The 22180-nt window shown below is 71.7% G+C and carries 14 protein-coding genes; 6 read left to right on the top strand and 8 right to left on the bottom strand.

Annotation, left to right across the window (positions count from 1 at the left end; all coding sequences use genetic code 11):
* Positions 1–17 precede the first annotated feature (17 nt).
* From ACIP84_RS34030 to eccD, 4 genes are all read right to left on the bottom strand, one after another.
* Positions 18–1397 carry a M16 family metallopeptidase gene (locus ACIP84_RS34030; protein ID WP_401803236.1) on the bottom strand — a complete coding sequence of 460 codons (1380 nt, stop codon included), beginning with the start codon at positions 1395–1397 and terminating at the stop codon, positions 18–20.
* The gene (locus tag ACIP84_RS34025) at positions 1394–3613 is read right to left on the bottom strand and encodes a polyribonucleotide nucleotidyltransferase (RefSeq protein WP_355969224.1); all 2220 of its coding nucleotides are present in this window, start codon (positions 3611–3613) and stop codon (positions 1394–1396) included. The genes ACIP84_RS34030 and ACIP84_RS34025 overlap by 4 nt, the downstream gene beginning before the upstream one ends.
* A gap of 283 nt (positions 3614–3896) precedes the next feature.
* The gene (gene rpsO, locus ACIP84_RS34020; protein WP_209497086.1) at positions 3897–4187 is read right to left on the bottom strand and encodes a 30S ribosomal protein S15; all 291 of its coding nucleotides are present in this window, start codon (positions 4185–4187) and stop codon (positions 3897–3899) included.
* Between the two features lie 182 nt (positions 4188–4369).
* A complete protein-coding gene (gene eccD / locus ACIP84_RS34015) occupies positions 4370–5848 on the bottom strand; it encodes a type VII secretion integral membrane protein EccD (RefSeq protein ID WP_355969220.1) in 1479 nt (492 codons plus the stop codon).
* 183 nt (positions 5849–6031) lie between these two features.
* Here eccD and eccCa point away from each other — a divergent pair, with 183 nt between their 5' ends.
* On the top strand, positions 6032–10000 hold the full coding sequence (gene eccCa / locus ACIP84_RS34010; protein WP_355969218.1) for a type VII secretion protein EccCa: 3969 nt from the start codon (positions 6032–6034) through the stop codon (positions 9998–10000).
* Positions 10001–10099: 99 nt separating this feature from the next.
* Positions 10100–10402 carry a DUF397 domain-containing protein gene (locus ACIP84_RS34005; RefSeq protein ID WP_355969216.1) on the top strand — a complete coding sequence of 101 codons (303 nt, stop codon included), beginning with the start codon at positions 10100–10102 and terminating at the stop codon, positions 10400–10402.
* 66 nt (positions 10403–10468) lie between these two features.
* Here ACIP84_RS34005 and ACIP84_RS34000 read toward each other — a convergent pair whose 3' ends face one another.
* The 4 genes from ACIP84_RS34000 to eccB all read right to left on the bottom strand — a co-directional run bounded on the left by ACIP84_RS34000 (position 10469) and on the right by eccB (position 14195).
* Positions 10469–10756: a WXG100 family type VII secretion target gene (locus ACIP84_RS34000; RefSeq protein ID WP_030322450.1), complete on the bottom strand. Its 288-nt coding sequence runs from the start codon at positions 10754–10756 to the stop codon at positions 10469–10471.
* A gap of 48 nt (positions 10757–10804) precedes the next feature.
* Positions 10805–11155, bottom strand: a complete 351-nt coding sequence (locus tag ACIP84_RS33995) for a WXG100 family type VII secretion target (protein WP_355969213.1) — start codon at positions 11153–11155, stop codon at positions 10805–10807.
* A gap of 190 nt (positions 11156–11345) precedes the next feature.
* Positions 11346–12626: a type VII secretion-associated serine protease mycosin gene (mycP, locus tag ACIP84_RS33990; protein ID WP_401803230.1), complete on the bottom strand. Its 1281-nt coding sequence runs from the start codon at positions 12624–12626 to the stop codon at positions 11346–11348.
* A gap of 12 nt (positions 12627–12638) precedes the next feature.
* Positions 12639–14195 carry a type VII secretion protein EccB gene (gene eccB, locus ACIP84_RS33985; RefSeq protein ID WP_401803227.1) on the bottom strand — a complete coding sequence of 519 codons (1557 nt, stop codon included), beginning with the start codon at positions 14193–14195 and terminating at the stop codon, positions 12639–12641.
* A 190-nt stretch (positions 14196–14385) separates the two neighbouring features.
* On the opposite strand from eccB, the gene eccE reads away from it, so the two are divergent.
* The 4 genes from eccE (at position 14386) to ACIP84_RS33965 (ending at position 22180) form a co-directional block, all read left to right on the top strand.
* Entirely contained in the window at positions 14386–15687 is a 1302-nt protein-coding gene (eccE, locus tag ACIP84_RS33980) for a type VII secretion protein EccE (protein WP_401803224.1), read from the top strand.
* The gene (locus ACIP84_RS33975) at positions 15687–16502 is read left to right on the top strand and encodes a hypothetical protein (RefSeq protein ID WP_355969202.1); all 816 of its coding nucleotides are present in this window, start codon (positions 15687–15689) and stop codon (positions 16500–16502) included. Before eccE ends, ACIP84_RS33975 begins: the two co-directional genes overlap by 1 nt.
* Positions 16503–16729: 227 nt before the next feature.
* On the top strand, positions 16730–20152 hold the full coding sequence (locus ACIP84_RS33970) for an SCO5717 family growth-regulating ATPase (RefSeq protein ID WP_401803221.1): 3423 nt from the start codon (positions 16730–16732) through the stop codon (positions 20150–20152).
* 192 nt (positions 20153–20344) lie between these two features.
* On the top strand, positions 20345–22180 hold the full coding sequence (locus tag ACIP84_RS33965) for an ABC transporter substrate-binding protein (RefSeq protein ID WP_401803257.1): 1836 nt from the start codon (positions 20345–20347) through the stop codon (positions 22178–22180).

Below are 22180 nucleotides of genomic sequence, written 5' to 3'. Positions count from 1 at the left end.
CTTAGGGGACTTGTGGGTCAGGAGACCGCTTGGTGGAGGCGGTCCGCCTGCTTGTCCTTCAGCGGGCCGATCACCGAGAGCGAGGGCCGCTGGTCCAGTACATCGCGTGCGACCTCCCGGACCTCGTCCGGGGTGACGGCGGCGATCCGGTCCAGCATGTCGTCGACCGACATCTGGGTGCCCCAGCACAGCTCGCTCTTGCCGATGCGGTTCATCAGCGCGCCGGTGTCCTCGAGGCCGAGCACGGTCGAACCGGAGAGCTGACCGACGGCGCGGGCGATCTCGTCGTCCGTGAGGCCGTCGGACGCGACCTTGTGGAGTTCGTCGCGGCAGATCTTCAGGACGTCGTGGACCTGGCCCGGGCGGCAGCCCGCGTACACCCCGAAGAGGCCGCAGTCGGCGAAGCCCGAGGTGTACGAGTACACGCTGTAGGCCAGACCGCGCTTCTCGCGGACCTCCTGGAAGAGGCGGGAGGACATGCCGCCGCCGAGGGCGGTGTTGAGTACGCCGAGGGCCCAGCGGCGCTCGTCGGTGCGGGCCAGACCCGGCATGCCGAGGACCACGTGGGCCTGCTCGGTCTTGCGGTTCAGGAGCTCGACGCGGCCCGCGGCGCGCAGGGTGCGCAGACCGTCGCGCGGGGCGACGGGGGCGGCGTCGGCGCCGCTGAGGGCGCCGGCCTTCTCGAAGGCGCGGCGGACCTGGCGTACCACCGTGGCGTGGTCGACGTTGCCCGCGGCGGCCACGACCAGGTGGGTCGGGTCGTAGTGCTTCTTGTAGAAGCGGGCGATCTGGCCGCGGCTGAGCCCGTTGACCGTGTCGACGGTGCCGAGGACCGGACGGCCCAGCGGGGTGTCGCCGAACATGGTCTTCGCGAAGAGCTCGTGCACGACGTCGCCGGGGTCGTCCTCGGTCATCGCGATCTCTTCGAGGATGACGCCGCGCTCGGCGTCCACGTCCTCGTCGAGGATGAGCGAGCCCGTGAGCATGTCGCAGACGACGTCGATCGCCAGCGGCAGGTCGGTGTCGAGGACCCGGGCGTAGTAGCAGGTGTACTCCTTCGCCGTGAAGGCGTTCATCTCGCCGCCGACCGCGTCGATCGCGGCGGAGATGTCGAGGGCGGACCGCTTGTGGGTGCCCTTGAAGAGGAGGTGCTCCAGGTAGTGGGTGGCGCCGTTGAGCGCCGGGGTCTCGTCGCGGGATCCGACGTGCGCCCAGATGCCGAAGGTGGCGGAGCGCACGGAGGGGAGGGTCTCGGTGACGATCCGGAGGCCGCCGGGGAGGGTCGTGCGGCGGACCGTGCCGATGCCGTCCTTGCCCGGGAGAAGCGTTTGGGTACGGGCGACGGCCCGCCCCTCCGAGGAGGGGCGGGCCGTCGTCGCGGAACTACGGGACGTCACTGGTCGGTGTCGCCCTTGTCGTCGGCGGCGCCGTCCTCGTCCGCCATGACGGGGACGAGGGAGAGCTTGCCGCGCTGGTCGATCTCGGCGATCTCGACCTGGACCTTGGCGCCGATCGCCAGCACGTCCTCGACGTTCTCCACGCGCTTGCCACCGGCGAGCTTGCGGATCTGCGAGATGTGCAGCAGACCGTCCTTGCCGGGCATCAGGGAGACGAAGGCACCGAAGGTGGTGGTCTTGACGACCGTACCCAGGTAGCGCTCGCCGACCTCCGGCATGGTCGGGTTGGCGATGCCGTTGATCGTGGCGCGGGCGGCCTCGGCCTGCGAGCCCTGCTGGGCACCGATGTAGATGGTGCCGTCGTCCTCGATCGTGATCTCGGCGCCGGTGTCCTCCTGGATCTGGTTGATCATCTTGCCCTTGGGGCCGATGACCTCACCGATCTTGTCCACCGGGATCTTGACGGTGATGATCCGCGGGGCGTTCGGGGACATCTCGTCCGGCGTGTCGATCGCTTCCATCATCACGTCGAGGATGTGGAGGCGGGCGTCGCGGGCCTGCTTGAGGGCCGCGGCCAGGACGGAGGCCGGGATGCCGTCCAGCTTGGTGTCGAGCTGGAGGGCGGTGACGAACTCCTTGGTGCCGGCGACCTTGAAGTCCATGTCGCCGAAGGCGTCCTCCGCACCGAGGATGTCGGTGAGGGCGACGTAGTGCGTCTGGCCGTCGATCTCCTCGGAGATCAGACCCATGGCGATACCGGCGACGGGGGCCTTCAGCGGCACACCGGCGTTCAGCAGCGACATGGTGGAGGCGCAGACCGAGCCCATCGACGTCGAGCCGTTGGAGCCGAGGGCCTCGGACACCTGACGGATCGCGTAGGGGAACTCCTCGCGGGTCGGCAGCACCGGCACGAGGGCGCGCTCGGCGAGGGCGCCGTGGCCGATCTCGCGGCGCTTGGGCGAGCCCACGCGGCCGGTCTCACCGACGGAGTACGGCGGGAAGTTGTAGTTGTGCATGTAGCGCTTGCGGGTCACCGGGGAGAGGGTGTCCAGCTGCTGCTCCATGCGGAGCATGTTGAGGGTGGTGACGCCCAGGATCTGGGTCTCGCCACGCTCGAACAGCGCCGAGCCGTGCACGCGCGGGATGGCCTCGACCTCGGCGGCGAGCGTACGGATGTCCGTGAGCCCGCGGCCGTCGATGCGGACCTTGTCCTTGATGATCCGCTCGCGGACCAGCTTCTTGGTCAGCGCGCGGTAGGCGCCCGAGATCTCCTTCTCGCGGCCTTCGAAGGCCGGGAGGAGCTTCTCGGCGGCGAGCTCCTTGATGCGGTCGAGCTCGGTCTCGCGCTCCTGCTTGCCGGCGATGGTGAGCGCCTTGGCGAGGTCACCCTTGACGGCGGCGGAGAGCGCCTCCAGGACGTCGTCCTGGTAGTCGAGGAAGACCGGGAACTCGCCGGTGGGCTTGGCGGCCTTGGCGGCGAGGTCCGACTGGGCCTTGCAGAGGACCTTGATGAAGGGCTTCGCGGCCTCGAGACCGGCGGCGACGATCTCCTCGGTCGGCGCCTCGGCGCCGCCCTTGACGAGGGTGATGGTCTTCTCGGTGGCCTCGGCCTCGACCATCATGATCGCGACGTCGCCGTCCTCCAGGACGCGACCGGCGACGACCATGTCGAAGACGGCGTCCTCGAGCTCGGTGTGCGTCGGGAACGCGACCCACTGGCCCTTGATCAGGGCGACGCGGGTGGCGCCGATGGGGCCGGAGAAGGGCAGGCCCGCCAGGATCGTGGAGGCGGAGGCGGCGTTGATCGCGACCACGTCGTACAGGTGGTCGGGGTTGAGCGCCATGATCGTCTCGACGATCTGGATCTCGTTGCGCAGGCCCTTCTTGAAGGAGGGGCGCAGCGGCCGGTCGATCAGACGGCAGGTGAGGACGGCGTCCTCGGAGGGGCGGCCCTCCCGGCGGAAGAAGGAGCCGGGGATCTTGCCTGCGGCGTACTGCCGCTCCTCGACGTCCACCGTGAGGGGGAAGAAGTCGAGCTGGTCCTTGGGGCGCTTCGAGGCGGTCGTCGCGGAGAGGACCATGGTGTCGTCGTCGAGGTAGGCGACGGCGGAACCGGCGGCCTGCTTGGCGAGGCGGCCGGTCTCGAAGCGGATGGTGCGGGTACCGAAGGCGCCGTTGTCGATGACGGCCTCGGCGTAGTGGGTCTCGTTCTCCACTAGCGGTTTCTCCTACGTGTTCGTCTTTGCGTCCGGGGCCCGTGTGGCCGGGGACGGTGTGCGACGGTGGCGGAGAAGCACGCCTCGGGTGCTGGCCGGTCTTCGATCGAAGCACCCGGGGATTCGTTCCGGGGGCCACTACCGAGGACCGGCGGCGAGCCGGCGGCTCCTCGCTCGTCGTTATGGGGGTTGTGCGACCAGCCTACGGGCCGATGCGCACTTTGCGCACGTACAGCAAAGGGAGCGGCCCCCTGAAAGGGGGAACCGCTCCCTCAACGGCGACTTACTTGGCGCCGCCGGCCGCACCACGGCGGATGCCGAGCCGGTCGACGAGCGTACGGAAGCGCGCGATGTCCTTCTTGGCCAGGTACTGCAGCAGGCGGCGGCGCTGGCCGACCAGGATCAGCAGACCACGACGGGAGTGGTGGTCGTGCTTGTGCTGCTTGAGGTGCTCGGTCAGGTCCGAGATGCGACGGGACAGCATCGCGACCTGGACCTCGGGGGAGCCGGTGTCGCCCTCCTTGGTGCCGAACTCGGCCATGATCTGCTTCTTGACAGCGGCGTCGAGAGCCACGCGGATCTCCTCTTAGGTGTTCGTGCGCCCGCGAGTGCCCCTGGTCTTGATCTCAGGGGAAGCTTCTGTGACTCGGCGGGCGAAGGTCCGATGGGCGCAGCTTCCAGAGGATTCCGGGAGCGCGTACACAAACGGCCGTCACACAGCGTACCAGCTCGCCGGAGCGCCCCCGGAGCAGACCTCTACTTGCTGGTCAAGGACCGGACCGTGGAGAACACGTCGAGGACGGCGAGGCAGAGCGGGACGAGGGAGAGCAGGACGAAGCCCTCGGCCAGGTCGAGGAGGCGGCCCCAGAAGGGGGAGAGGCCCTTCCTCGGGATGATCAGGCCGATCGCGGTGATCAGCGCCGCTCCGGCGGCGACGGACGCGGTGAGCCAGATCGTACGGATGTCGAGACCGCCCCGGTCGCCGTACATGAGGAGGTCCTTGACCAGGTCCGCCGGCGGGTTGAGCGAGAGGCCGAGGACGAGCAGCGCGATGGCGGCGATGCCGGCGACCAGGACGCAGACGACCTGCGAGGTGTAGCGGAAGAGGCGGGCGCGCAGCAGCATCGCCAGGCCGGCGGCGAGGGCGAGGAGCTGGCCCCAGACGTTTCCGGCGAAGCCGAGGACGGCCGCGGAGCCGACGACGACCGCGGCGCAGCCGCCGACCAGGCCGAGGAGCATCTCGTGGCCGCGGCGGGCCTGGAGCGCGATGCGCTCGCCGTCGACGGGCTGGGCGTCGTCGCCGGCCGGCTGCTGCGGGTCGCCGTGGAACTCGTCGTCGGCGGCGCTGCGCGGGGCGGCGTAGCCGATGGGGAGCCGGGCGAAGCGGGCGGAGAGGCCGGGCAGGAAGGCGACGAGGCCGATGGCGACGGGGGCGCAGGCGGCGGCCGTCTCGGTGGCGGTCGACTCGGTGAGGATCGCCACGAAGGTCGCGAGGGTGCCGACGGTGGCGAGGAAGGTGGCGGCGACGAAGGGCGCGTCGCCGCTGGGGGTGAGCGCGACGAGTGCCACCGAGGCGACCAGGACGGTGACGCAGCCGAGCAGGAACTGGAGTCGGCCGGGGCCCTGGCCGGCGTCGGGGCCGACGATGCCGGAGCCCGCGATGAGCAGCAGCGGCAGCGCGCCCAGGCCGAGGGCCACCGCGGTGGCCCGGTCGCCGTACACGCGGGCGCGTACTCCGGCGAAGGCGGTGAGGAGGAAGCCGGCGGCGCCCGCGATGATCCCGGGCAGGCTGTGCATGTCGTGCCGGATCGGGTCGGCGAACCAGAGCACGAAGCCCATCAGGACAAGGAGGAGCACGCCGCCGAGGAGTCCGGCGCCCCGCAGCAGTTCGTCGCTCCACAGGTGCCGGTCGCGGGTGACGGCGGAGGCGACGGCGTCGGACACGTCGTCGTAGACGGCCGGCGGCAGGGACTGGGCGAACGGGCGCAGGGAGAGCACCTCGCCGTCGAGGACCTGCTGGGCCGCGAGGGTGCGGGCCCCGTCGAGGACGGATCCGTCGCGGCGGACCAGGTGGTAGCCCGTGGGCGTACCGGCGGCCTGTGTCTGTCCGGTGAGGCGCAGGATCTCCGGGTAGACGTCGGCGACGGCGATGTCCTCGGGGAGCGCGACGTCGATGCGGCTGTCCGGCGCCACGACGGTGACGCGGCAGAAACCGGTCGCTGCGGTCGTACTCACGTGTCTGGACCCCCTGATTCGCGGTTGCGCACGATGCGCGCGCCACCCTACCGGGGACGGCGGGTGAGGGCTGCAAGTAGGATCGCCGTCCCATGGGGGAAGTCCGTGTGCCCGGCTGCCGACAGGGGTGCCGGGCGGATGCTCCCGCCACGAGCCCGCCTCCAACGAGGGATTGATGCGCCGGTGAGCCAGATCGTCGTCAAACGCCCGCCGAGGTCTCTTCCGCCGGAAGTGCCCGGTGGGGAACTGGTCCTGGAGTCTCCGCCGGAACTCCCGCGGGGACAGCAGGAGTCGGCGTTGATGCAGCTCCTGCCGATGCTCGGCATGGGTTCTTCGGTGGTGTTCTTCTTCATGACGCCGTCGCCGATCATGCGGATCATGGGCACGCTGATGCTTGCCTCGACGGTCGCGATGGCCGTCGCCCAGTTCGTGAGATTCCGTCGCGGTACGCAGGGGCAAATGTCCGATGTCCGCCGCGACTACCTCAAATACCTCGCGCAGACCCGGCGTACGGTCCGGCGCACGGCCCACAAGCAGCGGGACGCGCAGTTGTATCTGCACCCGTCCCCCGAGCAGTTGTGGTCGGTCGTGGCCGAGGGCTCCCGGGTGTGGGAGCGCCGGGTCGGCGACCATGACTTCGGGCAGGCGCGGATAGGGCTCGGTGCGCAGCAGTTGGCGACGCCGCTCGTGGCGCCGGACACGGCTCCGGTGGACGAGCTGGAGCCGCTGTGCGCGGGTGCGATGCAGCAGTTCCTCGCGGTGCACGGCACCCTGGACGGGCTGCCGATGGCGGTCTCGATGCGGGCGTTCTACCACGTGACGGTGTCCGGTGACCCGGAGTCGGCGCAGGCGGCGGCGCGTGCTCTGGTGGCGCAGCTGGTGACCCTGCACTCCCCCGACGACCTGATGCTCGCGGTGGTCGCGGCCCGGCCGGCGCAGGACCGCTGGGACTGGACGAAGTGGCTGCCGCACACCCAGGTGCCGGGGCAGGTCGACGGGGCGGGCACGAAGCGCCTGTTCGGCGACGACCTCGGTGAGCTGGAGCAGTTGGTCCGCTCGAAGCTGGACGGTCGGCCGCGGTTCTCCCGGGAGAACCAGCCGGTGCTGGACCAGCCGCACGTGGTCGTGGTCTTGGACTCCGACTCCACCCGCGGTGGTCTGGTGCCGCCGGACTCGCTGCTCGCGGCGGCCGAGGGCCTGCAGGGCGTGACGATCGTGGAGGTCGTCTCCGGCGACCTCGACGAGCCGCGCGGTGGTCTCTCGGTGGTGGTACGGCCGGGCCGGCTGCGGCTGGAGTCGGGGGGCGGTTTCGCGTACGAGGGTCTGCCGGACGGCATCTCGCTGCCCGCGGCGGAGGCGCTGGCCCGCCAGCTGGCCCCGCTGAAGATGGGCGGTGGGGACGACGACGAGCCGCTGCTCGCCAATCTGGACTTCACGGATCTGCTGAACCTGGGCGACGCGGCCTCGGTGGACGTGGCGCGGACCTGGCGGCCCCGTTCGGTGGCCGAGCGCCTCCGGGTGCCGATCGGTGTCGGCGAGGACGGCCAGCCGGTCATGCTCGACCTCAAGGAGGCCGCGCAGGAGGGTATGGGCCCGCACGGCCTGTGCGTGGGCGCCACGGGTTCCGGAAAGTCGGAGCTGCTGCGGACGCTGGTCCTCGGCCTCGCGGTGACGCACTCGTCGGAGACGCTGAACTTCGTCCTCGCGGACTTCAAGGGCGGCGCGACCTTCGCGGGCATGTCGCAGATGCCGCACGTGGCGGCGGTCATCACCAACCTGTCGGACGACCTGACGCTCGTCGACCGCATGGGCGACGCGATCCGCGGTGAGCTGCAGCGGCGTCAGGAGCTGCTGCGGTCGGCCGGCAACTACGCCAACATCCACGACTACGAGAAGGCGCGCGCGGCGGGTGCCCCGCTCGAACCGCTCGCCTCGCTGGTCCTTGTGATCGACGAGTTCTCCGAACTCCTCACCGCCAAGCCGGACTTCATCGACATGTTCATCCAGATCGGCCGCATCGGCCGCTCCCTGGGTGTGCATCTGCTGCTCGCCTCGCAGCGCCTGGAGGAGGGCAAGCTGCGCGGCCTGGACACGTACCTCTCGTACCGGATCGGTCTGCGGACGTTCTCGGCGGCGGAGTCGCGGACGGCGATCGGCGTGCCGGACGCTTACCACCTGCCCTCGGTGCCCGGCTCGGGCTATCTGAAGTTCGGTACGGACGAGATGACCCGCTTCAAGGCGGCGTACGTCTCGGGTACGTACCGGACGGGCGGGCCGCGGCTGGAGATCGGGCACATGCCGGTGGAGCGGCGTCCCGCGCTGTTCACGGCGGCGCCGGTGCCCGTGGTGTACGCGGCGCCGGACCCGGCGTACCTCTCGCAGCAGCGGGCGGAGGAGGACGACGCGCTCGCGGACACCGTCCTCGACGTGATCGTGCGCCGCCTGGAGGGCCAGGGCGTGCCCGCGCACCAGGTGTGGCTGCCGCCGCTCGACCAGGCGCCGTCGCTGGACCAGCTGCTCCCGGGTCTGGCGCAGACCGCGGACCGGGGGCTCACGGCGACCGAGTACACGCGGCAGGGCGGGCTCACGGTGCCGCTCGGCCTCATCGACAAGCCGTTCGAGCAGCGTCGCGAGGTGCTGTACCGGGACTTCTCGGGCGCGGCGGGCCACATGATGGTGGTCGGCGGTCCGCAGTCCGGCAAGTCGACGATGATGCGCACGCTCGTCTCGTCGTTCGCGCTCACCCACACCCCGGCCGAAGTGCAGTTCTACTGCCTGGACTTCGGTGGCGGCGGCATGGTGTCGCTCGCCGATCTGCCGCACGTCGGCGGGGTGGCGTCCCGACTGGACCCGGAGCGGGTGCGGCGTACGGTCGCCGAGGTGCTGGGCGTGCTGAACCGGCGCGAGGAGTTCTTCCGCTCGCACGCCATCGACTCGATCGCGACCTACCGGCGCAAGCGGGCGGCGGGCGAACTGCCCGGCGAGGCCTGGGGCGACGTCTTCCTGATCGTGGACGGCTGGGGCGGTTTCCGCAACGACTACGACGTCCTGGAGCCGGTCGTCTCCGACATCGCCGCGCGCGGTCTCGGCTACGGCATCCATGTGGTGATCACCGCCTCCCGGTACATGGAGGTGCGCGCGGCGCTGAAGGACCAGATGCTGGGCCGGCTCGAACTGCGGCTCGGTGACGTCATGGACTCCGAGTTCGACCGCAAGGTCGCGGCGAACGTGCCGGCCGGCGTGCCGGGTCGCGGCCAGGTGCCCGAGAAGCTGCACTTCATGGGTGCGCTGCCGCGGATCGACGGATCGAGCTCGGCCACCGACCTGTCGGACGGCACGGCGGCGTTCGTACGGTCGGTGCAGGCGTCCTGGACCGGTGCTCCGGCCCCCGCGGTGCGGCTGCTGCCGCGCAAGCTGCCGGCGGAGCGGCTGCCGAAGGGCTTCGAGTACCCGCAGCACGGCGTCGCGATCGGCATCGACGAGACGAACCTGGAGCCGGTGTTCGTCGACTTCGAGTCGGACCCGTTCTTCCTGATCTTCGGCGAGAGCGAGTCCGGCAAGACGGCGCTGCTGCGGCTCATCGCCAAGCAGCTGTGCGAGCGGTACACGCCGGAGCAGGCGCGGATCGTGGTGGGCGACTACCGGCGGACGATGCTGGAGGCGGTCGCGCCCTCGCACCTCCTGGAGTACGCGCCGATGGCCTCCGCCATGCAGATGCACATGGAGGCGATCAACACGGTGATGACGAAGCGGGCGCCCAAGCCCGACATCACCCCGCAGCAGCTGCGCGACCGCAGCTGGTGGACCGGGCCGCAACTGTTCGTCCTCGTCGACGACTTCGAGCTGGTGGCCACCAACTCGGGGAACCCGCTCGCCCTCCTGGTGGAGAACCTGCCGTTCGCGCGGGACGTCGGCATCCGGTTCATCGTGGCGCGCAGCTCCGGGGGTGCCTCCCGGGCGATGTACGAGCCGTTCATGCAGCGCGTGAAGGAGCTGGGCGCGCAGGGCGTGATCCTCTCCGGCGATCCGCAGGAGGGCGACATCCTCGGCAACGTCAGGGCGCGACCGATGCCTCCGGGCCGGGGCACGTTCGTGTCGCGGAAGCGGGGCGCGCCGCTGGTGCAGCTGGGCTGGCTGCCGGAACAGCACTGACGGAGCGGGCCGGACGGGCGGGGGAATTCCCGCCGACCGGGTACGGCGGTCCCACTACTGTGGGAGGGACCGCCGTACCACCGCGAAGGGAACGCGCCGATGACCGACGCAGACACGAGCACGACCAGCGCCGACAGCGCCGCCGACGCCGCCGACGCCGCTCTGGCCGCCGAGAAGCAGCGTCAGAAGGACGAGCTGTACGCGCTCGACATCTCGGGCGTCGCGTGGGAGGGCGCTCCCGGCACGAGCCCGGACGAGGAGCGGGTGGAGATCGCCCGGCTCCCGGAGGGGGCGGTGGCGATGCGTTCGTCCCTGGACAAGGAGACGGTGCTTCGCTACACGAAGGCCGAGTGGGACGCGTTCGTCCTCGGGGCCAGGGACGGCGAGTTCGACCTGCGGTGAACCGCGGACATGCGTGAGGGGGTGGCCCGATGTACGGGCCACCCCCTCACGCGCGCGCGCCGGATCTCACATGCGGAACCGGGCGGCGTTGCCCCGGTCGGTGTCCTGGTAGCCGACGACCGACTCGTCGAGGAGCTGGGCGATGCGCGCCAGGTCCTGGTTCATGCCGGCCATGTCGCGGGTCAGGCGGTCCTGGGTCTCGCGGTACGCGATCTTGGCCTCACCCTCCCAGTTGTTGGCGACGCGGTTGACCTCGGCCATGAGGTCGTCGAGCTTCTGGGTAAGGGTGGTGGAGGTCAGCCGGGTGTCGGCCGCCGCCTGCGTCACGGTGTCGTAATTGACCGCAGTGGTCATGGTGTTGACTCCTGGAGTGAGAGTGGCCCGGTGGACTGGTCGAGTGGCTCAGACGCCGAGGATGGCGCTGGAGTTGCCGCCGGAGCCGGCGCCGCCGCTGGTGTCCATCGAACGGAAGGACCGCAGACGGTCCTCCTCCTCGCGCGAGAACCCGTCGGCGCTCATGCGCATCATCTCTTCGAGGTTGGAGAGCTCCTGGCGCATGCTGCGCAGGCGCTGGTTCAGGTCGTTCTGGACCCGGTCGTACTCCTTGCTCGCAGCACCCTGCCAGCCCGCCTGAACGCGGTCCACCACGCTGTTGAGCGAGGTGATGCGGGACTGCAGCTCGTCGGAGAAGTCCTGGATCCGGCCGGCGAGCTTGACTTGTTCGGCACTGGTTACGTTCAGGTCTTTCGACATCTTGCCCCTTCTTCCTTCGGTGACGTCGACGGCTGGGCCGCCGGGCCATCCGGTCGTGATGCGGACGGGAATCTTCTGATGCCGCCCCCGTGCTGGGATCGCACTGCCGTACGCCCCGCGGTCACTTTAGCCATTGACGGCGGCAGTTCCAACTGCAAAGGACGGTCGGGATACTTGACCGACGAGCGGGTCAACGGACCCCCCTTCGACGTCGGCTGTCGCGGATCACGGTGGCGGTCCCGGCGACCACGGCCACCAGGACGACTCCGATCCCCAACGTGTAGGTGGCGAGCCGTTCGGAGCGCTCCTGAGGCGTCTCCGACAGCGCCAGACGCGCCGGCTCGGGAGCCGGCGGCTTGGGCGGGCGGGGGTCGGGCGTGGGCGCCGTGGGCGGTGCCCCGGGGGTGTCGGCGAGTGCCCGCACCGGGTCGACCACGCCCCAACCGACGTAGTCGTCGCGTCCGTTGATCGAGCGGACGGCGGTCTGCTCGATCCGGGCGACGATCTGGGCCGCGCTCCAGTCCTTGTGCTCGGCGCGCAGCAGGGCGGCGACACCGGCGACGTACGGCGCGGAGAAGCTGGTGCCGTTGTCGACGCACTGGCCGCCGCCGGGCACCGTGGAGACGATGTCGACGCCGGGGGCGGCGACTCCCACCATCGGGCCGGCCTGGGAGAACACGGCCCGCTCGTTGTTCCGGTCGGAGGAGGCGACGGCGAGGACACCGGGGAAGGCGGCCGGGTAGGTCATCTTGGACCTGCCGTCCATGCCGTCGTTTCCGGCGGAGGCGACGACGACGACGTCGTGGCTGATCGCCAGGGCCACCGCCCTGCCCATCGGCGAGCTCGGCTTCAGTGCCTTGGTGGTGTCCTGCGAGATGTTGATGACGTGGGCGCCCTTGGCGACGGCCCACTTGATGGCCTCCGCCATCGAGTCGGAGTCGCCGCTGTTCTTCTCGTCGTTCTGCCGGATCGGGATGATCGTCGCCTCGGGCGCGAGCCCGACGAACCCGGTGCCCTTGCCGGGGCGGGCGGCGATGATCCCGGCGACCTTGGTGCCGTGGCCGACCTGGTCGACGGTGCCGTCGGTCTTGCCCCGCTGCTCGTCGCCGAAGCCGCCGTTCTCCTTGTCGGGCTTGAGGTAGTCCTTGCCCGCCTTGGCGTCGACGGCGTCCTTCAGCTGCGGGTTGACGTCGTCGACACCCGTGTCGATGACCGCGACCCTGACGCCCTTGCCCTTGGTGTCCTGCCACAGCTCGTCGAGGAGGACCCGCTGGAGCGGCCAGGGAGTGTCCGCGATCTGCTTCTTCATGGGGAAGGTGCACTCGCCGCTGCCGTCGAGGACGGGGGTGCCGCCGGCGCCGTCACGGGGCTCCGGGGCGGCGGGCGCGGCCGAGGCCGCGCCGGGGGCCGCGAGGAGGGCGGTGAGGGTGCCCGCGGCGAGGAGGGCCGCGGCGCGGGTGGTCGTCGTCATCGGTGCCACCCCCTAGGAACCCTGCGGCTGGGCCGCGCTGTTGGCGTCGAGCCGGGGGCCCTTCGAGAGGAACTCGGACCATTCGATCGGGACCTGGGCCGGCACGACCTTGTCGTAGCCGAGACGCTTCTGGGCGTCGCTGGGTTCCGGGCGTCCGTCGGTCGGCTTCTCCTTGTCGCCGACGCCGATCTCGGAGCGGGCGGAGTCGCTGTCGCCGTTGGCCTGCACCGCGTAGCGGAGACCCGTGTCGGTGACGAGGAACAGCGAACCGCCGGGCGTCTGCTGCTTGCCCTGGGTCTGGGTGTACAGCAGGCCGGTGCCGGGGGTGACGTACGTGCTGCTGCCGCCCGCGGTGATGTCGGCGGGGTACTGGGGGCCGGCCCAGGTCGCGAGGGTCGTCTGCCCCTTCTCGTCGACTCCGGTGAGGACGCTGCAGACGGTGTCGCGGGCGTCCGCTCCGGTGACGGAGTTGACCTGCTTGGACTTCTTCTTCGGCCAGTTCACCTCACCGTGGAAGACGGTCGGGTCGGGGACGAAGGAGGAGGCGTCGGCGGGGGTGGCCTTGCCGTCCATGTCCAGGGGCCGGGTCTGCGGGGCGCTGATGAGCAGCGATGCGGTGAACGGCGTGACCGGCTGCACCTTGCCGGGGAGGACGACGTAGCTCTGGGGCCCGGAACCGGTGGGCGCGACCAGGACGTTGCCGATCCGGCTCTCGGTCGCGGTCAGGGTGGAGCCGGGGATCTGCGTGGTGCGGCCGACCTCGTTGCTGTCGATGTGCGGGAAGTCGATCTCGTCACCGGTCTTCAGCGTGGCGAGCCAGTCGTCGGTGACCGCCTGCGGCTTCGCGTAGAGGCCGAACAGGGCGGTGACGAGTCCGGTGGACTCGGCCTTCACCGGGTACTTGGTACCGGTGTGGTCGACGAGGAACTGTGCCGCGCCCGCCTGCCCCTTGACGTAGAGGACCTCGCCGTCGCCGAGCTTGCCCTTGCCCTCGGTGAGCGGCAGATCCCGCTCGGCGAAGACGAAGGTCGCCTTCTGGACGCTGGCGCCCGTGCCGCCACCGGGCTGCTCACAGACCGCCCAGCGCTTGGCCTTGCCCGCCTCGTCCGCGGTGGGCAGCCGGTCGGGGGCGTACGGGATGCCGAGGATCGGGCCGCGCGGGGGCGTGCCCTTGCCCTCGTCGAGCGTCTTGTCGGCGACCTGGACGACCTGGAACTGCTCGGGGTCGAGGAGGAGCCGCGCGGAGGCGAGGTTGAGCACGGGATGGAGCAGGGTCTTCTTGTCCTTGCCCTTGCCGGTCTCCAGGACCACGTACCGGGTCGTCGACTGCTTGCCGACGATCACCCGGGTGCCCGGGGTGTCCCAGCCCTTGGGGGCCTGCGGCTTGAACATGCCCCAGGCGCCGAAGCCGGCCACCACGAGAGCGGCGACGATCAACCCGGGGAGGATCGCGCGCAGCGGCTTCGGCGCCCCCTCCTCCGTGCCGGAGGGCGAGGGTTGGAGGAATGCCGCCACCGTGCGCTTCTTCGCAAAGGTGTACGCGTTGAGCTCGTCCCGCCGCGATGCCATGAGTCCCCATTCTCGTCAGGCGCGATCTTCGCGCGGGAGCCGGGGGAGGTGACACCCGGGTCCCGGCTGTCGGACCGGCCCCCTACTATGCCTGCTGTCCCGTGGGGTTCGTGGGGCGGGTAGGGTGATCCGGCCGCCAAAGCCCTGGCGGGCCAGGGTGATCGGGATGAATTGAGGGGGATTCTCCATCATGGTTTCCGCGACGCGGACGCGGCCCGCCGCGGCCACCGCCTCCGCACCCCCGTCCACGGGGCCTGTTTCCTCGGTCTCGCCGAAGCTCCAGGCGCGCCCGGGACACTTCGGTTCGTTCCAGTTGCAACAGCTCGTACTGATCGAGGTGGCGGCGGCACTGATGCTCGTCGCCTGGGTCGTCGAGCCGATGCTGATGGTCCCCGCGGGCGTGGTCGCCGTCGTGCTCGTGCTGATGGCGGTCGTCCGCCGGCACCGCCGCTCGCTTCCCGAGTGGCTCGGAACGTTCCTCGCGCTGCGGACGCGTACCCGCAAGGCGTCCTCCTTCACGGTGCCCGAGGGCACCGAGCCGGGGCTCGCGCCGGTCGTGGAGTGCGATCCGGCCCTGCGGACCTACGCGTACAGCGACCGTGACCGGCGGCCGGTCGGCATGGTCGGCGACGGCACCTTCCTGACCGCGGTCCTGCGGGTCGAGGCGGACGGCACGGCGCTGCGCCCGGACCGCGCGGCCGCGCCGCTGCCCGTCGGGCTCGTCCGGGACGTCCTGAGCGTGGACGGCATCCGGCTGGAGTCGGCGCAGATCGTGCAGCACACGCAGCCCGCTCCCGCGCCGCACCTGCCCGCGCAGTCGATGGCCGCGCGCAACTACGGGCCGCTCCAGGCGCAGACGGGTTCGCCCGCCGTACGGATCACCTGGATCGCCCTCAAACTCGACCCCGAGCTCTGTCCGGAGGCGGTCGACGCGCGCGGCGGCGGCCTCAAGGGCGCGCAGAAGTGCGTGGTGCGGGCAGCGGACCAACTGGCGAGCCGGCTCGCGGGCGCCGGTTTCGCGGCGAGCGTGCTGACGGAGCAGGAACTCGTCTCGGCGCTCGCCACCTCGACCTGCGCCAGCCCGATGGCGATAGCGCAGGCGGGGCGGGGGCAGACGCAGGGGCGCCGGACCCAGGAGACCGCGCGGACCTGGCGGGTGGACGACCGGCGGCACACCACGTACTGGGTGGGGCGCTGGCCCCAGCTCGGCGGGCAGGGCGGCTCGGGGGCCTCGATGCCGCAGCTGGTGGCCCTGCTGACCTCGCTGCCCGCGCTCGCGACGACGTTCAGCCTGACGCTGAGCGGCGGGGACCGGCAGGAGGTGACGGTGACCGGACACGTACGGATCACCGGGCGCAGCGACGAGGAACTGGTGGCCGCGCGGCACGAACTGGAGCGCGCCGCGCGCGGGGTGAGGACGGGACTCGTGCGACTCGACCGTGAACAGGTGCCCGGCATCCTCGCGACGCTTCCGCTGGGGGGTGCGCGCTGATGTCCCACGCCTCCTCCTCTCCCTCCTTCGGTACGCCGGCCCGTCCGGGCGCCGGTGGCACCGGCCGGGCCGCCTCACGGGGCGCCGGTTCCCGGGGTACGGGCCGGACCGTGAAGCCCCGCTTCGGCTTCGGGCTCGTCGGGCCGCGCCGCGACCGGCACTCCGTCCCCCTCGACCAACTCGAGGCGCTGGCCCTGCCGGTCGGCGACGACGGCATGGTGATCGGCGTCGACGCCGAGAGCCGGCCGGCCGTGCTCGGCATCAACCGGCCCGTCCCGTACGACATCACGCTCATCGGCGGTCTGTGGACCGCCCAGGTACTGGCCCTCCGGGCGGCCGCCACGGGCGCCCGGGTGGCGGTCGAGACCGGCCGCGCGCAGGCCTGGACGGCGCTCGCGCAGGCCGCCGGCGGCGGCCAGCCGTGCATCGCGCTGCACGACGTGGGGCGCGTGCCGCCGCAGGGCGCGTCCGCGGGAAGTCCCGTGGTCGTGATCCGCGACTGCGGCATGCGTCCGCCGCGCGGCCGCGTCGTGTCGGCGCCCTGGCAGTCGGTGGTCACGCTGCTGCCCTATCTGAGCCCGGTCGCGCCCCGGCTCCTGGAGAAGTCCTCGCTGGTCGGCGTCCAGCGGGTCTCGCCCGACGAGGCCACCCAGATCGGCCGCATCATGAGCCTGCCGCGCCATGAGTACGAGGCGCTCTCCACGCTCGCGGACGGAGTGACGCTCTGGTGTACGCCGCGCGACCGGCAGTTCGTCATGACGCAGGGCACCGACGCCGAGACCGGATTGTTGGGCGCCGCGCGCAGGATGGACTGAACGGCACGGAACGGCATGAAGTCGTTCAAGTACGTCCGTGTTTGCATCGTTTTGAACGGTCGGGGTTCTCACTCTGCGACGCGGTCAGGTCACTTGGCGACCGGACCGGGTCACGGGGACCGGTGCGGAGGGGCCGTCGGGCCTGCCCGGGGGTTGCCCGCGCCGATTAGGGTGGAAGAGCCCCGCCCACAACGGCACAAGGGTGCTCGACCACACCAGGAGGCAAAGTGAACGGCGATCGCGACGAGATCCACGGGGGTTGGAGTCCGCCCGCCGACGATCAGTCCGACGCGGATCCCGCCGAGATGACGGGTGAGTTCACCATCGACTACACCCCGCCGGCCTGGTACACGCAGAACGCGTCGGGCGGTGCGGGGGCCGGCGGTGCCACTCCCCCGCCCCCGAGCGGGGCACCGGTCCCGGTCCCGGGCCTCCCGGCGGGCAGCGGCTTCGAGCCGAGCTGGAACGCGGGCACTCCGGCGGCTGGTACGCCGGCCGGGGGCACGCCCGTGGCCGGTACTCCTGTAGCCGGTACTCCTGTGGCGGGTACTCCTGTAGCGGGCACTCCCGTGGTGGGTGGATCTGCGACGGACACGCCTCCGGTCGCCGCGCACATGCCTCCGGTCGGGATGCCTCCCGTGGCCGGACCTCCGGCTGTCGCGCCTCCCGCCGTGGCGCCTCCGCTCGCCACGCCCCCGGTCACGGTTCCCCCGGTCGTCACGCCTCCCGTTGTCGCGGCTCCCCCGGCCCTCACGCCTCCTGTTGTCGCGGCGCCCGACGCCTCGGGGCCGGGCTCCTTCCCGCCGCCCGCCCCGCTGCCCGGTGCTTCGGCGCCCGCGCCCGCGGCGCCGTTCGGGGGCGGGGACGTCGAGAGCGGCTCGACCATGCGCTTCTCCCCCGCCGCGCTACAGCGCGAGATCGCGGAGCGCGCGGCGGAGGCCACCGCGGCCACCCCCGCCGCCCACGCCACCTCGGCGACGCCCGGCGCCGGCGCCGAGGAGCCGACCGCGACCACCGACAACAGCGCGCCGGCCGAGGCCGAGGCGGGCGATGCCGAGGCGACGGACGTGACGGACGTGACGGAGTCCGGCACGGAGGACGCCCTCTCCGCCGACGCACCCGCGGGGTCCGAGACGCCCGGGGCGCCCGAGGTGCCGGAAGCGCACGACGAGGCCGCGTCCGGCCGGCCCGCCGAGGCCGTGGCGAGCCCGCGCACAGAGGGCCCCGAGACGGACTCCGACGCGGACTCCGGGCCGGCCGACGACGCCGTGCCCGCGGACGCCTCCGGCGACGCGGCGCTTCCAGACGCCGTCCCGGCCGCTCCCGAGGCGCTGACGGAGTCGATGGCCCCCGTCCCCCACCCGCCGGCCGACGCCGCGCCGCAGGGCTTCGCGCCCGGCGCGGCCCCCGGTCCGTTCCCCGGCGCCGCCCCCGCGCCCGCGCCCGTGCCCGGGCAGCCCTTCCCGGCCGCCGGGCCGCAGGCCGGCGCGGGGTTGCCGCCGCTGCCGCCGTCGTTCCAGCCGGCCGCTCCCGGGCCCGCCCAGCAGTGGCCCGCGCAGCCGGGCGCCCAGCCGCAGCCCCAGGCCGCGCCGCTGCCGCCCGCCGCCGCGTGGCCGCCGCCCCCCACTCCCGGCGCGCCCGGCCCCGTACCGCCGCAGGCCCAGCCTCAGCCCCAGGCGCCCGGCGCCTACGGCTACCCGCAGGCCCCGCAGCCGCAGCCGCAGCCGCCGCACGCCCAGCAGGCTCCGCACGACCAGCCCCAGGCTCCGGCTGGTTACGGCTACCCCCAGGCTCCCCACGCCCCCCAGGCGTCGCAGCCCCAGCCGCCGGCTCCCGCCCCGCAGGGCGGCTACGGCTTCCCGCACCCCGGGACGCCTCCGCAGCAGGCCGGTTACGGCTACCCGCAGGGCCCGGGGGGACAGCCCGGGCCCCCCGGCGGTGTGCCGCCGCAGGCCCAGGGCGGTTACGGCTACCCGCACCCCGCCGCCGTGCCCCCGCAGGCCCCGGCTCCCCAGCCCCCGCACGACGGGCAGCCCGTCGACCCGCGGACCGGGGCGGCCTGGCCCTCGCCCGTGACGCACGATCAGCGGGAGCGGTCCGTGCCGGGCGCCCCGCTCGGCTACAACGCGGCCGTCGAGCTGTCCTCCGACCGCCTGCTGCGGAACAACAAGCAGAAGCCCAAGTCCAGCCGGACGCCCGGCGGCGCCGCCGCCCGCTTCAAGCTCGGCGGCAAGAAGGAGGAGGCGGAGCGGCAGCGGAAGCTGGAGCTGATCCGCACCCCCGTCCTGTCCTGCTACCGGATCGCGGTCATCTCGCTCAAGGGCGGTGTCGGCAAGACCACGACGACCACCGCGCTCGGCGCCACGCTCGCGACCGAGCGGCAGGACAAGATCCTGGCGATCGACGCCAACCCGGACGCCGGAACCCTGGGCCGCCGGGTGCGGCGCGAGACCGGCGCGACCATCCGTGACCTGGTGCAGGCGATCCCGTACCTGCACTCGTACATGGACATCCGCCGGTTCACCTCGCAGGCGCCGTCCGGTCTGGAGATCCTCGCGAACGACGTGGACCCGGCCGTCTCGACGACGTTCAACGACGAGGACTACCGGCGGGCGATCGACGTCCTGGGCAAGCAGTACCCGATCATCCTCACGGACTCGGGTACGGGTCTGCTGTACAGCGCGATGCGCGGGGTGCTCGACCTCGCCGATCAGCTGATCATCATCTCCACTCCCTCCGTGGACGGCGCGTCCAGCGCGTCGACGACGCTGGACTGGCTCTCCGCGCACGGCTACGCGGACCTGGTGCAGCGCTCCATCACGGTCATCTCCGGGGTCCGCGAGACCGGCAAGATGATCAAGGTCGAGGACATCGTGCAGCACTTCCAGACCCGCTGCCGCGGCGTCGTGGTCGTGCCCTTCGACGAGCACCTGTCGGCCGGCGCCGAGGTGGACCTCGACATGATGCGGCCGAAGACCCGGGAGGCGTACTTCCACCTCTCGGCGATGGTGGCCGAGGACTTCGTACGGGCGCAGCAGGCGCAGGGCCTGTGGACCGGCGACGGCCAGGGTGCGCTGCCGCCGCACATGGCCCCGCCGATGCCGGGCCACCAGATGCCCGGTCAGCCCCTGCCCGGACAGCCGGTGCCGGGGCAGTTCGCGCCCGGACAGCCCGTACCGGGGCAGCCGTACGGGACTCAGCCCATGCCCGGACAGCCCATGCCAGGACAGCCGATCCCGGGGCAGCCGATGCCCGGCCAGCAGCCGCCCGGTCAGCCCTACCCGCCGCAGCAGTCGTACGGTCAGCAGCCGGCGCCTGGGCAGCCGTACGGCGCGCCGCCCGCGCCCGGACAGCCGTACGGGGCCCAGCCCGTGCCGGGGCAGCAGCCGATGCCCGGGCAGCCCGCGCCGGGTCAGCCGTACGGAGCACAGCCCGCGCCCGGACAGCCGTACGGCGCGCCTCCCGGCCAGCCCGGCATGCCGCAGGGCTGGCAGCAGCCGCAGCCGGGTCAGCCGCTGCCTCCGCAGGCCGACCCGCAGGATCACGGTCACGGGCAGCCGCAGGGCCACGACCAGGGACAGGGGCAGGTCCCGCCGCCGAACTGGTCGCAGGAGCAGCCTCCGCAGGCTCCGCCAGCCCCTCAGCAGTAAGGCGTCACAGGAGTAGACCAATGAGGCCCCGTACCGGTTCACCGGTACGGGGCCTTCTGGCATTCCCGCAGCCCACAAGGGGTTTGAGGGATCGTTGACGACGGCAGACCACCGCTGATAAACCTTCGCTTCACTCACCGTCAGCCCAAGATCCACGACAGATCCCCCGACGCGAGGTCACGTCCCATGGTCATGGTCACGAAGGTTCCACCCCGTCACGCCCCCACTCACCGAGCGCTCCGTCTGCTGCTCGCCTCCGGTGTCACCGCCGTCTCGCTCGTGGCCGTCCCCGGTACCGCCGCCGCGGAGGACGACAAGTCCGCGGGGACCACGCTCACCGTCGCCGTCTCGCAGAGCATCGACTCGCTGAGTCCGTTCCTCGCCCAGAAGCTCACCTCGACCAGCATCCACCGGCTGGCGTACGAGTACCTCACCAACTACGACGCGAAGGACGCCCGTACGGTCCCGGGCCTGGCGACGGCGTGGACGCCCTCGGCGGACAAGCTGACGTGGACCTACACGATCCGCGAGAACTCGAAGTGGTCCGACGGGAAGCCGGCCACCGCCGAGGACGCGGCCTGGACCTTCAACAAGATGATGACCGACCCGAACGCCGCCACCGCCAACGGCAGCTTCACGGCCAACTTCGCGCAGGTCACCGCGCCCGACCCGAAGACGCTCGTCATCCGCCTGAAGAAGCCGCAGGCCACGATGACCGCGCTCGACGTGCCGATCGTGCCGAAGCACGTCTGGGAGAAGGTCGGCGACTTCTCGAAGTTCAACAACGACAAGCAGTTCCCCATCGTGGGCAACGGGCCGTTCGTCATCACGGACTTCAAGGTCGACCAGTACATCAAGCTCAAGCCGAACAAGACGTTCTGGCGGGGCGCGCCGAAGTTCGACGAGCTGGTCTTCAAGTACTACAAGGACGGGGACGCCGCCGTCGCCGCCCTCCAGAAGGGCGAGGTGTCCTTCGTACCGAACCTGACGCCCGCCCAGGCCGCCGCGCTGAAGACCCAGAAGAACGTCAAGGTCAACGACGCCCCCGGCCGCCGCTTCTACGCCATCGCCACCAACCCCGGCGCCAGGGCCCAGGACGGCAAGACCTTCGGCAACGGCCACAAGGCGCTGCTCGACCCGGCCGTCCGCAAGGCGCTCTTCCTCGCGGTCGACCGCACCACCCTCGTCGACAAGGTCTTCCAGGGGCACGCGGTCGAGGGCGAGGGCTACATCCCGCCACGGTTCGGCTCGTACTTCTGGAAGCCCGAGGACGCCCAGAAGCGGTCGTACGACCCCGTCGCCGCGGAGAAGGTCCTCTTCGCGGCCGGCTACCGGAAGAACGCCGAGGGCAAGCGCATCGGCAAGGACGGCAGGCCGCTGGAGTTCCGGATCCTCTGTCACGCCACCGACCCGAACGACAAGGCGGTCGGCAAGTACCTCCAGGAGTGGTGGGGCGCGCTGGGCATCGGCCTGAAGGTCGAGTGCCTGGACAGCGTCTCGGACCCGTGGGTCAAGGGTGACTACGACCTCGCGTTCGACGGCTGGTCGGTCAACCCCGACCCGGACTACGTCCTGTCGATCCACACCTGCGGCACGCTTCCGGCGACGCCGAAGGACTCCGGGGCCACCGACAACTTCATCTGCGACAAGGAGTTCGACGGGCTCTACGCGCAGCAGGCGGTGGAGTACGACACCGCCAAGCGGGCGGATCTGGTGAAGCGGATGCAGTCCCGGCTGTACGACACGGGGTACATGAACATCATGGCCTATCCGAACGCCCTCGAGGCGTACCGCACGGACCAGATCGCGTCCATCACGACCATGCCCGAGGCCGCAGGAAACCTGTGGGGCCAGGACGGCTACTGGAGCTGGTGGTCGGCCACGCCCACGGCCTCCGCCTCCGACGGCGACAGCTCCGGCTCCTCGACGACCCTCTGGTGGATCCTCGGCCCCGTCGCGCTCGTCCTCGTCGCCGTGGGCGTCTGGACCGCCCGCCGCCGTCGCACCACCGCCGACGACCGCGAGTAG

This window comes from Streptomyces sp. NPDC088707 (assembly GCF_044752725.1).
In the GTDB taxonomy this organism is placed as follows: domain Bacteria; phylum Actinomycetota; class Actinomycetes; order Streptomycetales; family Streptomycetaceae; genus Streptomyces.
This window is presented reverse-complemented; position numbering and strand designations above follow the sequence as displayed.